Consider the following 12947-nt stretch of genomic DNA (forward strand, 5'->3'; position numbering starts at 1 on the left):
CAATACATTGTGTAAGGGGGATATAAACTTGGTTCGACAAATACGAAAGGCTGCTGTTCTAGGGTCAGGAGTTATGGGATCAGGGATTGCTGCACACCTTGCTAACATCGGCATTCCGACTTTATTATTGGACATTGTACCTCGTGAACTTACAGAGGATGAAAAGAAAAAAGGACTTACATTAGAAAATAAACAAGTACGTAACCGCATCAGCCAAACTGCGATTACTAAACTTTTAAAGCAAAAGCCAGCTCCGCTTTCAGCTAAAGGAAATCTTGCGTTGATTGAAGCCGGGAACCTGGAAGATGATATAAGTCGTTTAAAAGACGTCGATTGGGTCATTGAAGTAGTCGTTGAGAGACTTGAAGTGAAGCAAAGTGTATTTGCTCAGGTTGATCAACATCGTAAACCTGGAAGCATCATTTCTTCCAATACATCTGGAATTTCAATTGAAGCTATGGCAGAGGGCCGCTCAGAGGATTTCCAAAAGCACTTCTTGGGAACACACTTTTTCAATCCGCCGCGCTATCTTAAATTGTTAGAAATCATTCCCACTAAAGAAACATCTCCAGAAGTGCTCGAGTACATGAAACAATTCGGCGAAGATGTACTGGGTAAAGGTGTTGTCGAAGCAAAGGATACACCAAACTTTATTGCAAACCGCATCGGTACTTATGGTTTGCTAGTAACCCTTCGTGAAATGCAAAAAGGCGGATATAGCGTTGGTGAAGTGGACTCGGTAACTGGTCCATTAATCGGAAGAGCGACAAGCGCGACATTCCGGACGCTTGATGTAGTTGGATTGGATACTTTTGCACATGTTGCTAAAAATGTATATGACCAAGTGGAAGGGGAAGAAAAAGCAGTTTTCCAAATACCGGGTTTCATGAATAGGATGCTTGAAAACGGATGGCTTGGAAGCAAGTCCGGACAAGGATTTTTTGTGAAAAAGGGTAAGGAGATTTTTGAGCTGAATCCTGAAACTCTTGAATATGAAGCCCTTAAAAAATTAAAAACTCCTTCTATTGAATTGGCTAAACAGGCCAAGGGTCTAGCCAACAAAATGAAAGCGCTTGTTTATAGCGATGACCGTGCTGGTGAATTACTTTGGAATGTGTTAAATCCAGCTCTTGTGTATTCTGCACAACTGCTTGGGAATATTGCCGATGATATTGTGGCAATCGATCAAGCAATGAAATGGGGCTTCGGCTGGTCTATGGGACCTTTCGAAACGTGGGATGCGATTGGTGTTGAAAAATCAGTAGCACGTTTAGAACAAGAAGGAGTTACTGTTCCTCAATGGGTGAAGGATATGCTGGCAAAAGGTATCACTTCTTTTTATAAAGAAGAAAATGGCATAGTTTTCTACTATGATAATGGAGAATATAAAGCGCTTCTTGAAAACCCTAAGGTGATTAACCTTAAAGCAATCAAGAAGCAAAAAGGTGTAATCAAGAAAAACAGCGGTGCAAGTCTGATTGATATTGGTGATGGAGTGGCTCTTCTTGAATTCACTTCACCAAATAATGCAATAGGTCTTGATATCATGCAAATGATCAATGCCGCAGTCGATGAAGCAGAAGCTAATTTTAAAGGTCTGGTGATCGGAAACCAAGGCAAAAACTTCTGTGTAGGTGCTAATATTGCCATGATGTTGATGGAAGCACAAGATGACAATATGTTGGAATTGGATATGGTTATCAGCCAATTCCAAAAGGCAATGCTTAAGATTAAGTACAGTGCTGTACCTGTTGTTGTAGCGCCATTTAATATGACACTTGGCGGCGGTGCGGAAGTATCTCTTCCTGCTGCACGTATCCAAGCAACGACAGAAACATATATGGGTCTTGTAGAAGCTGGTGTTGGATTGATTCCAGGCGGTGGCGGAACAAAAGAACTTTATGTAAAAACGCTGAAGAATATGCCAAAGGGCGTCGCCTTTGATTTGCAGAAAGTGGCTAATCAAGTATTTGAAACAGTCGCGATGGCAAAAGTTTCAACTTCTGCTGAAGAAGCACGCGGGAATAACTTCCTTAATTCTTCTGATGGAATAAGTGTGAACGCAGATCATCAATTATATGATGCGAAGCAGGCAGTCATCTCCATGTATAACCAAGGGTATACAGCTCCAGTTCGTACAAAAATTCCTGTGGTCGGTGAAACAGGTTATGCCACACTTCTTTTAGGGGCAGAATCCATGCGCCTTTCCGGCTTCCTATCTGATCATGACCTTGTCATAGCTAAAGAGCTTGCATATGTCCTGGCCGGAGGAAAACTTCCATACGGTACAGAAGTAGATGAGCAGTATATCTTGAACCTAGAGAAACAAGCTTTCCTAAAATTAATTTCTACTCCGAAATCTCAGCAAAGAATGCAGCATATGCTTGTTAAAGGGAAACCACTTCGAAACTAATGGATAAGTAAAAATACGGTCAGATTGCAAATGAAGGTTAATAGATTGATAGCTTAAAAATGAAGTAAGGGGGATCCTCATGAAAGAAGCAGTAATAGTAGCTGGAGCAAGGACTCCGGTAGGAAGAGCAAAAAAAGGTTCTCTTGCTAAAGTTCGACCAGATGATTTAGGGGCTCTTGTTGTAAAAGAAACGTTAAAGCGTGCTGGAAATTATGAAGGTTCAATTGATGATTTAATTATCGGTTGCGCAATGCCTGAGGCGGAGCAAGGGCTGAATATGGCGAGAAATATTGGTGCGTTAGCAGGATTGTCTTACACAGTACCAGCTATAACAATTAATCGTTACTGTTCAAGCGGGTTACAAAGTATTGCTTATGGAGCGGAAAGAATCATGCTCGGCCAAAGTGATACGGTCATTGCAGGTGGAGCAGAGTCCATGAGTCTTTTGCCAATGATGGGACATGTAACCCGTCCGAACGCACAACTTGCGGAAACAGCTCCAGAATACTATATGGGAATGGGTCACACAGCTGAAGCCGTTGCAAAAAAATACGGTATTTCGCGTGAAGAACAGGATGCATTTGCTGTGCGCAGTCATCAAAGGGCTGCAAAAGCCATTGCTGATGGAAAGTTTTCAGATGAAATTGTTCCGGTTGATGTAACCATTCGCTCAGTAGGTCCGGATCTTAAATTACAGGAAAAGTCATTCCAGTTTGCACAAGATGAAGGCGTTCGTGAAGGCACAACATTTGAAGTGCTTAAGAAATTAAGACCAGCATTCTCTGTGACAGGATCCGTTACAGCAGGAAATTCATCACAAACGAGTGATGGAGCTGCTGCGGTTATGGTCATGGATGGAGAAAAAGCTTCTTCAATAGGGCTGAAGCCACTTGGTAAGTTCCGTTCCTTTGCCGTAGCAGGGGTACCACCGGAAATTATGGGGATTGGTCCGATCGCTGCGATTCCAAAAGCTTTGAAACTAGCAGGTCTTGAGCTTTCTGATATTGGTTTATTTGAATTGAATGAAGCCTTTGCTTCTCAATCCATTCAAATCATTCGTGAGCTGGGTTTGAATGAAGAGATTGTCAATGTCAATGGTGGAGCTATTGCCCTAGGCCATCCACTAGGATGTTCCGGTACTAAATTAACATTAAGCCTACTTCATGAAATGAAGCGCAGAAACCAACAATTCGGAGTCGTTACAATGTGTATCGGTGGCGGAATGGGTGCTGCTGGAGTATTTGAATTATTAGCGTAATTCCATCTCGTTCGAAAGTTTATCAACAATTCCGGCGGGCTTAAGATAATTAATCATTTAGGAGGAAATAACATGTCCAATCAAACAACAGATAACCTCATAAAAGGCGGCGCCTTTTTAGTAGAAGATATTACGTATAATCAAGTGTTTACACCAGAAGATTATTCTGATGAGCATAAAATGATTGCCAAAACTTCTGAAGATTTCGTAGTGAATGAAGTTCTTCCGCAAGTTGAGCATTTAGAGAATCATGAATTCGACCGTTCTGTAAAATTACTGAAGCATGCAGGGGATATCGGTTTACTTGGTGCTGACGTTCCTGAAGAATACAACGGGCTTGGTCTTGATAAAATTAGCTCAGCAATAATTACAGAAAAAATGGCACTTGCAGGTGGGTTCGGAATCACTCACGGTGCACACGTAGGGATTGGATCTTTGCCAATCGTATTATTTGGAAATGAAGAACAAAAGAAAAAATACCTTCCATTACTAGCAACGGGCGAAAAAATTGCTGCTTATGCTTTAACTGAACCTAGCTCAGGATCTGATGCATTGGGTGCAAAAACGACAGCAAAATTAAATGCAGAAGGTACTCACTACGTTTTAAACGGTGAAAAACAATGGATTACCAATGCAGGTTTTGCGGATGTGTTCTGTGTATATGCTAAAATCGACGGCGAACAATTCTCTGCCTTTATTGTAGAGCGTGAATATCAAGGTGTATCTACGGGCGCTGAAGAAAAGAAAATGGGTATAAAAAGCTCATCTACACGTACTTTAATCCTGGAAGACGTACATGTTCCAGTTGAAAACCTTCTTGGCGTAGCTGGAAAAGGGCATGTTATTGCTTTTAATATCTTGAATATTGGCCGATATAAATTGGGTGTTGGCGCAGTCGGCGGTTCTAAACGCGCTCTTGAAATTACTGCTGCTTATACAAATCAACGTCAGCAGTTCAAAACGAAAATTTCTGACTTTAACTTGACGAAAGAAAAGCTTGCAACGATGGCTTCTAAAATTTATGCAGCAGAAAGCTCTGTATACCGTACCGTCGGTCTTTATGATCAAAGACAAAGCAAGCTGACTGATGAGCAAGTGAAAGATGGAAAATCAATGGCAGCAGCGATCGCTGAATATGCAATTGAGTGTTCTTTGAATAAATTCTTCGCTTCTGAAGTATTGGATTACGTAACAGATGAAGGCGTACAGCTTCATGGTGGTTATGGTTTCATGCAGGAATATGAAATTGAAAAAGCGTACCGTGACTCTCGTATTAACCGGATTTTCGAAGGCACAAATGAAATCAACCGTTTGCTTGTTCCGGGAACATTCCTGAAAAAAGCACTTAAAGGAGAACTTCCTCTTCTACAAAAAGCGCAAGGACTGCAAGAGGAATTAATGATGATGATGCCTGAAGAGCCTAGCGATGAGCCATTGGCACAAGAAAAAATGCTGGTTAGAAATGCTAAGAAAATCGGTATTTTGGCAGCAGGTCTTGCAGCACAGAAATACGGCAAGAAACTTGATCAAGAACAAGAAATCTTATCTAACATTGCTGATATCGCATCCCTTGCATACGCTGCTGAATCTGTGGTTTTACGTACAGAAAAAGCAATTGCGACTACAGGCTTAGAAAAGAATAAACAAAAAGTACTGTACACTGAAATTTTCGTTCAAGAAGCGTTCAATGAAATAGAACAGCATGCAAAAGAAACGTTAATTGCCGTTGAAACAGGCGATACTCTTCGCATTATGCTTTCTTCTCTTCGCAAGTTGACTAGACACAACCCAATCAATGTCATTGCGAAAAAACGAGAAGCTTCTATTAAGGTAATCGAAACTGAAAAATACGCACTATAATCAAAGTTCAACCTTTAAAGGGAATTCCCGTAATCGGGTATTCCCTTTATTACTTGTGAAATTTTCACGATGGAAAGACAAGGAGAATTCGTTGTATTGCACAGAAAAAACGGGTATTCTATTGATAGGTGGTGAAACAATGGGCTTAACATTATATTGGTACCCAAAATGCGGCACATGCCGTAATGCGAAGAAGTGGCTGGATAGTCATGAACTGCAATATGAAGCGATTCATATAGTAGAAAATCCGCCATCTCGAACAGAAATCGAACAACTATATAATACCAGCGGATTAGAGCTGAAGAAGTTTTTTAATACTAGCGGGCAAAAATACCGGGAGCTGGGTTTAAAGGACAAGCTGAAAGATGCTTCTGAAGCAGAAATGCTAGATATATTGTCTACTGATGGTATGCTTCTTAAAAGGCCGATTGTTACGGACGGCACAAAAGTGACAGTTGGTTTCAAAGAAGAGCAATTCGAACAGACTTGGAACTAAAATTATACGAAATATTTGGTTAATTCCTTACTTTTAAAATAAATCTACCTTATAATGTAATAGATAAAATAAGATGTACTATGGAGGGAATTAATGATGACAACACCAAAAGAACTTCGTTACACAAAGGAACATGAATGGGTCAAAACAGAAGATGGAACAGTACGCATCGGAATTACAGCATTTGCTCAGTCCGAACTTGGGGACATCGTTTTTGTTGAGCTTCCAGAGATTGGCGCTGAACTGAAAGCGGACGAGCCATTTGGCAGTGTTGAATCTGTTAAAACTGTATCTGAGCTGTATGCTCCTATCAGTGGTAAAGTTGTTGAAGTAAATGAAGAGTTGAATGACAATCCTGAATTCGTAAATGAATCTCCTTTTGAAAAAGCATGGATGATCGTGATTGAACCATCAAATATCAGTGACGTTGAAAACCTGATGAGCGCTGAAGAATATGATAGCCTGATAAACGGTTAAAATGAGGGAGAGAGGGTCTAAATAGGCCTGCTCTCTTTTTCAGTTTATAAAAAGGCAGGGTGCACACAATTCGTGAGATGGAGTGATGACATGGAGTGGGGCGAATTTGATAAAGTTATCATTGTAGAAGGCAGTTCCGATAGAAGAAAAGTTGCCTCCGTTTTGAATGAAGATGTGGAAATAAGATGTACAAATGGGACCATTTCATTAACTAAGCTGGATGAGTTAGTAGATGAAATGATGGACCGTGATGTTTATCTCCTTTTTGACGCAGATGATTCAGGAGAAAAGCTACGGAAGCAATTCCGAAGGGAAATGCCGGAAGCAAGCCACTTGTATATCAATAAAATGTACAAAGAAGTGGAAAGTGCCCCCGAACATCATATCGCTACAGTGCTCCTATCTGCCAATATGAATGTGAAAATGAAATTTTTAAGTCAAAGGGTGAACGACTAATTGATGCAAGAAATGAAAGAAGAAGATTGTAGGCTTGCTGTTGAAGAAGGGGAAACCTTTTGCTTATATTTATATACACCTTTGTGTGGGACCTGTCAGGTGGCTTCTAGGATGCTCTCGATATCATTGGAGCTTTTTCCAGACTTGAAGGCAGGAAAGATGAATATGAACTATGTCCAAACAATCGCCGAATCATATGAAATTGAGAGTGTACCTTGTTTATTACTATTTAAAGAAGGGCAGCTGCGGAAAAAAATATATGCCTTTCAGTCTGTTCCTTATTTGTACGGAGTGCTTAAGGAAATAAGCTAAAAAGCCAATCCAATATGGGTTGGCTTTTTAGCTGTAGAAAAGTAGTGAATAAACGATATAGTTGATGGGGAATTGAAATAAGAATATTCAAATAATTGATTGACTGGATAATTCTAAAGTGCTATATTTTGAATTAAGAAAGTAACTGCTAAATTTAATAGTTCTTATCAAGAGTGGCGGAGGGACTGGCCCGACGAAGCCCGGCAACCGGTATAAATTTATATACGGTGCTAATTCCAACAGAGTATTAGCTCTGGAAGATGAGGAGAGTATATAAGCCTCTTCTTATGAAGTGGTTTTTTTGCTTGTTAAAAGAGGAAGGCCTGATTCTTAATTCCAACTAAATCCATAGAAAAAGGGGAGAAATCTTATGGCAGAGAAAAAGTTGCGTTTCGAAACATTGAGTGTTCACGGGGGTCTGCAAGTAGATGAAACGGGTGCACGTGCAGTGCCTATTTATCAGAGCAATGCATACTTGTTCAAAGATACTGACCATGCAGCAAATTTATTTGGCTTAAAGGAAAATGGCTATATTTATACACGACTTCATAATCCTACGGTCAGTGTTTTCGAAGAAAGAATGGCCTTGTTGGAAGGTGGTATCGGCGGACTGGCAACAGCAAGTGGGATGGCTGCCATTACACTGTCAATCCTAAATATTGCTGGTGCAGGAGATGAAATAGTGTCCGCCTCTACATTATATGGCGGTACGTATAATCTTTTTGAAAATACTCTTCCTAAATATGGGATAAAAGTGAAGTTCGTCTCTCCTGATGACCCTGAAAATTTCAAAAAAGCCATCACTCCTAGAACGAAGGCTATATTTGCGGAAACAATTGGAAATCCAAGTCTAAGGATTCTTGATATTGAAGCTGTAGCGGACATCGCTCACAATGCGGGTATACCACTCATTATCGATAATACCTTTGCTACCCCGTACCTTTGCCGGCCAATTGATTTTGGAGCGGACATTGTCATCCACTCTGCTACAAAATGGCTCTTGGGAAATGGAACCACCTTAGGAGGCATCATCGTGGATGGGGGCAAATTTGACTGGAACTCACCAAACTACCCTGGCTTTACGGAACCGGATCCAAGCTACGATGGGATTGTATACTCTGAAGCAGTCGGTCCTGCTGCCTTTATCACAAAAGCGCGTGTGCAATTACTTCGTGATTTAGGGCCGACGTTAAGTGCTCAAAGCGCGTTCCAGTTTACGCTGGGGCTAGAAACGTTGCATGTGAGAATGAAAGAGCATCTTTCAAATACTAAGTCTGTTATTCAATATTTGGAAAATCATCCTGCTGTGAACTGGGTTTCGCACCCTAGTAATGGAAGTCACCCTGATAAAGCGCTGGCGGATAAATATTTGCCTAAGGGAGCAGGAGCTGTTGTGACTTTTGGAATTCAAGGTGGACGCGATGCTGGAGCAAAACTTATCAATTCGGTAGAATTATGGTCGCATGTAGCCAACGTAGGGGATGCTAAAAGTTTAATTATCCACCCTGCTAGTACGACCCATCAACAATTAAATGATGTAGGTTTAGCAAAAGCGGGTGTAAGTGCTGATCAAGTGCGCATATCGATTGGTATTGAAAACGTAGAGGATTTAATAGAAGATTTAGAGCAGGCAATTGAAAAAGCGACGAATATTGTCTCCTTAACTTCTAAAACTGTTTAATAAAAAAGACCTGTTCATTCTTTCCTAGAAATATTATACATTGCGCTCCTTTTTTATCTATGATAAAATTTCTCCATACTAAAGAACTTAATGATGTACAAATATTCTATATATTAGCTCTTATCAAGAGAGGTGGAGGGATGTGCCCGATGAAACCCGGCAACCGACAAGGAAAATTTCCTTGGAAAGGTGCCAATTCACACAAAGTTTAATCGCTTTGGAAGATGAGAGAAAGGCCTGCTTTTTCACCTGCCTTTCTGCTCATGCAGAAAGGTTTTTTCTATTTAGTTTGGGAAAACCTTTACATGTATAGCAATATTGAAAAACGGTTTTAAATCATATTTACAGGCTGATAATGAAGATAAATCAACTAAGTTCATAGGTTTTATTGGATAAAAGAGGTGAGTATTAATGATTACATTGACAAAAGTTAGTAAGCTATTCCGAACAGGAAAAGGAAGCAGCGACACGATTAAGGCTGTAAATAATGTTAATGTTGAAATAAATAAAGGCGAGATTTTCGGTATTATTGGCTACAGCGGAGCAGGGAAAAGTACTTTGATCAGGATGCTTAATGGATTGGAAACACCAACAGAAGGATCCGTTGTGGTGGCTGATAAAGAAATTTCCAAAATCAAAGGTGCTAAACTACGTAAAGCTCGACAAGAAATCAGCATGATCTTTCAACATTTTAATTTATTATGGTCTAGAACCGTTCAGGAGAATATATCGTTTCCTCTAGAAATTGCAGGGGTTTCGAAAAACGAACGTATCAAGCGTGTGAATGAATTAATTAAGTTAGTTGGGCTTGAAGGAAGAGAAAAGGCATATCCTTCGCAATTAAGCGGAGGGCAAAAACAAAGGGTCGGTATTGCTAGGGCTCTGGCTAACAATCCTAAAGTGCTACTGTGCGATGAAGCGACGTCTGCTTTAGACCCGCAGACAACCGATTCAATACTTGAATTGCTTGTCGACATCAATAAGCGTCTTGGTCTAACGATTGTTTTGATTACACATGAAATGCACGTCATCCGTAAAATTTGTCACCGCGTGGCAGTAATGGAAAATGGTCAAGTAGTTGAACAAGGACCTGTCCTGGAAGTCTTCAAGAATCCGAAAGAACAAATGACGAAGCGTTTCGTTCAACAGGTAACAGAGCCTGAAGAAACAAAAGAAACAATGGAACACTTGCTGGAACGCTATCCGGCAGGAAAAGTAATTCAATTGACGTTCGTAGGAGATCATGCAGAGAGTCCGTTAATTACTAAGCTGGTACGTAACTTTGAGTTGGATGTCAATATCGTTCAAGGAAAAATATCTCAAACTAGAAGTGGTTCATATGGAACGTTATTTATCCACCTTGATGGCAATGAGGATGAAATGCTCCGCGCAATCGAATTCATTAAAGCACAGCATGTAGGCGTGGAGGTGATGACTCATGCTTGAAGAATTATTACCGAATGTATATTGGGAAGACATTATTGAAGCAACAAAAGAAACACTTTATATGACTAGTATCTCAGTACTAGCAACCTTTTTTATAGGCATACTATTAGGGTTAGTCCTGTTTTTAACAGGGAAAGGTAATATGTGGGAAAATCGGGTAATTAACTCGATCATGAGTGCTATCGTTAATATTTTCCGTTCTATTCCATTCCTTATTTTAATTGTGTTACTCATACCTTTCACAAAATTGCTTGTCGGTTCTATGATCGGTGAGAATGCAGCATTACCAGCCCTTATTATCGGGGCGGCACCATTTTATGCACGTATGGTTGAAATCGGCCTCCGTGAAATCGATAAAGGTGTAATTGAAGCGGCTAAATCAATGGGAGCGAAAACGAGCACGATCATTTGGAAGGTACTTCTTCCAGAATCGATGCCAGCATTAATTTCAGGGATTACGGTAACATCGATTGCATTGGTTGGATATACCGCAATGGCAGGGGTTATCGGTGCAGGCGGGCTTGGTAATCTGGCCTATCTAGACGGCTATCAAAGGAATCACAATGACGTTACACTTGTAGCGACGATTGTTATACTAATTATCGTCTTCATTATTCAAATTATTGGAGATGTGATTACATCTAAATTAGACAAAAGATAAAGGGAGATGAATAGGATGAAAAAGTTTTTAGGATTTGCATTAGTACTTGTTTTATCGATTGCTCTTGCTGCTTGTGGAACCGATAAGGACAACAGCGGCAGCGATACAGAAAAGGAAACGAAAAAATTAGTTGTAGGTGCATCCAATGTTCCGCATGCTGAGATTCTTGAAAAAGCTAAACCTCTTCTTGAAGAAAAAGGAATTGAGTTGGAAATTAAACCGTTCCAAGATTATGTTTTACCGAATAAGGCTTTAAACGATAAAGAATTGGATGCTAACTACTTTCAACATATTCCATATTTAGAGGGGCAAATTAAAGAAAATGGATATGACTTCGTTAATGCTGGTGGAATTCATATCGAGCCGATTGCTCTATATTCACAAAAATATAAAAGCATTGATAAACTTCCGGAAGGCGCAACAATTATTATGAGTAGCTCTGTTGCTGACCACGGACGTGCGTTATCTCTATTAGAAAAAAATGGCCTGATTACATTAAAAGAAGGCATCGATAAAACGACAGCTACAACAAAAGACATTGTTGAAAATAAGAAAAAACTTAAATTTGATGCGAATTATGAAGCATCTTTACTTCCGAAAATTTATGAGAGTGGCGAAGGGGATGCCGTTCTAATCAACTCTAACTATGCGATTGACGCTGGATTGAATCCGCTTAAAGATTCAATTGCTATTGAAGACTCTGAATCACCATATGTAAACGTTATTGCTGTTAACAAAGGTGATGAAAATAAAGAAGAAATCAAAACGCTAGTAGAAGTATTACATTCTAAAGAAATTCAAGATTTTATTCTAAAGGAATACAAAGGTGCAGTCGTACCAACTAAATAATTTATGATAAAGAACGACCTGGAAATCTTCAGGTCGTTTTTTTATCATTTCCCGCCAGAAGACTCCCTCTTCAAGCGTGAGAAGGGCGAGAGCCCAACGGTAAGGGGGAGATGAATGGCGGTTGGTATAAGCCAAAGTACCCTTTGACAAACGTATGTTCTCTGGGTAATAATAACTATAAGGGGAGGTGAAACCAATGGTCGTAAACAAAGCTTATAAATTTCGAATCTATCCAACTAAAGAACAACTAGTTCTAATCAATAAAACGATCGGCTGCTCCCGTTTTGTCTATAACTTCTTTTTAGGCAAACAAATTAARAAAGATGCCTACTGGTATATCTGTGAAGAAATGAAGCAGAACGGCCAATTACCCTCTAATGAATGGAAAGGTCCTTTTCTGAATAAATACGCAACAATCAAAGAACTTCCRGCTTTAAAGAAAGAGTATTCTTTCCTGAAAGAAGTAGACAGTATTGCCTTACAGAAATCGGTGGAAAATTTAGCAGATTCCTATAGTCGATATTATAAAAAGCAAAACAAGTCACCACGCTTCAAATCGAAAAAGAATCMTATCCAGTCCTATACGACTAAACATACGAATGGAAATATTGGAATTGTTGGAAGCAAAATCAAATTGCCGAAACTCGGTCTAGTTCGTTTTGCTAAAAGCCGCGAAGTCGAAGGGCGAATCATCAATGCCACAATCAGGCGGAACCCTTCGGGTAAATATTTCATTTCCGTTTTAGCCGAAACCAATGTACAAGTACTTCCTAAAACGAGTCGTTCGTGCGGTGTAGATGTTGGTTTGAAGAACTTTGCTATTCTTTCAGAAGGTACGGTCTATCAAAACCCAAAATTCTTCCGGACGGTCGAAAAGAAATTGGCCAAAGCACAACGGATTCTTTCAAGGCGACAAGAAATAGCCTTGAATCAAAATAAACCATTGGCTGAAGCCAAAAACTATCAAAAACAAAAACGAAAAGTGGCTATCCTACACGAAAAAATTTCAAATGCCCGAATGGATTACTTACATAAAGT

At 39.9% G+C, this 12947-nt stretch carries 12 protein-coding genes and 2 riboswitches; all 12 genes read left to right on the top strand.

The window, feature by feature from the left end:
• The first annotated feature begins 28 nt into the window (after positions 1 to 28).
• Positions 29 to 2413 (top strand): 3-hydroxyacyl-CoA dehydrogenase/enoyl-CoA hydratase family protein, encoded by a 2385-nt coding sequence (locus tag AC1DUW_RS13115; RefSeq protein WP_477642707.1) that lies wholly within the window; start codon positions 29 to 31, stop codon positions 2411 to 2413.
• A 79-nt stretch (positions 2414 to 2492) separates the two neighbouring features.
• Complete coding sequence (locus AC1DUW_RS13120; RefSeq protein ID WP_477642708.1) at positions 2493 to 3671, top strand: acetyl-CoA C-acetyltransferase; 1179 nt, start codon at positions 2493 to 2495, stop codon at positions 3669 to 3671.
• Between the two features lie 72 nt (positions 3672 to 3743).
• Positions 3744 to 5531 (top strand): acyl-CoA dehydrogenase family protein, encoded by a 1788-nt coding sequence (locus AC1DUW_RS13125; protein WP_053348679.1) that lies wholly within the window; start codon positions 3744 to 3746, stop codon positions 5529 to 5531.
• Positions 5532 to 5670: 139 nt separating this feature from the next.
• Entirely contained in the window at positions 5671 to 6027 is a 357-nt protein-coding gene (locus tag AC1DUW_RS13130; protein WP_053348873.1) for an arsenate reductase family protein, read from the top strand.
• A 96-nt stretch (positions 6028 to 6123) separates the two neighbouring features.
• Positions 6124 to 6504, top strand: coding sequence for a glycine cleavage system protein GcvH (gene gcvH / locus AC1DUW_RS13135; RefSeq protein ID WP_053348874.1), 381 nt, complete (start codon positions 6124 to 6126; stop codon positions 6502 to 6504).
• A 90-nt stretch (positions 6505 to 6594) separates the two neighbouring features.
• Positions 6595 to 6960 carry a toprim domain-containing protein gene (locus AC1DUW_RS13140; RefSeq protein ID WP_053348680.1) on the top strand — a complete coding sequence of 122 codons (366 nt, stop codon included), beginning with the start codon at positions 6595 to 6597 and terminating at the stop codon, positions 6958 to 6960.
• A 3-nt stretch (positions 6961 to 6963) separates the two neighbouring features.
• Positions 6964 to 7272 (top strand): thioredoxin family protein, encoded by a 309-nt coding sequence (locus AC1DUW_RS13145; RefSeq protein ID WP_053348875.1) that lies wholly within the window; start codon positions 6964 to 6966, stop codon positions 7270 to 7272.
• Positions 7273 to 7433: 161 nt separating this feature from the next.
• Positions 7434 to 7539, top strand: a riboswitch (SAM riboswitch).
• A gap of 103 nt (positions 7540 to 7642) precedes the next feature.
• Positions 7643 to 8953, top strand: coding sequence for an O-acetylhomoserine aminocarboxypropyltransferase/cysteine synthase family protein (locus AC1DUW_RS13150; protein WP_477642709.1), 1311 nt, complete (start codon positions 7643 to 7645; stop codon positions 8951 to 8953).
• A 117-nt stretch (positions 8954 to 9070) separates the two neighbouring features.
• Positions 9071 to 9184, top strand: a riboswitch (SAM riboswitch).
• A gap of 180 nt (positions 9185 to 9364) precedes the next feature.
• Positions 9365 to 10399, top strand: a complete 1035-nt coding sequence (locus tag AC1DUW_RS13155; protein WP_053348681.1) for a methionine ABC transporter ATP-binding protein — start codon at positions 9365 to 9367, stop codon at positions 10397 to 10399.
• Positions 10392 to 11060: a methionine ABC transporter permease gene (locus AC1DUW_RS13160; RefSeq protein WP_053348682.1), complete on the top strand. Its 669-nt coding sequence runs from the start codon at positions 10392 to 10394 to the stop codon at positions 11058 to 11060. Before AC1DUW_RS13155 ends, AC1DUW_RS13160 begins: the two co-directional genes overlap by 8 nt.
• A gap of 15 nt (positions 11061 to 11075) precedes the next feature.
• Positions 11076 to 11909 carry a MetQ/NlpA family ABC transporter substrate-binding protein gene (locus tag AC1DUW_RS13165; RefSeq protein WP_053348683.1) on the top strand — a complete coding sequence of 278 codons (834 nt, stop codon included), beginning with the start codon at positions 11076 to 11078 and terminating at the stop codon, positions 11907 to 11909.
• Positions 11910 to 12105: 196 nt separating this feature from the next.
• On the top strand, positions 12106 to 12947 hold an 842-nt coding region (locus tag AC1DUW_RS13170; RefSeq protein ID WP_477642710.1), incomplete at its 3' end, for an RNA-guided endonuclease TnpB family protein.

This window comes from Peribacillus sp. P4_C12, from assembly GCF_056402095.1.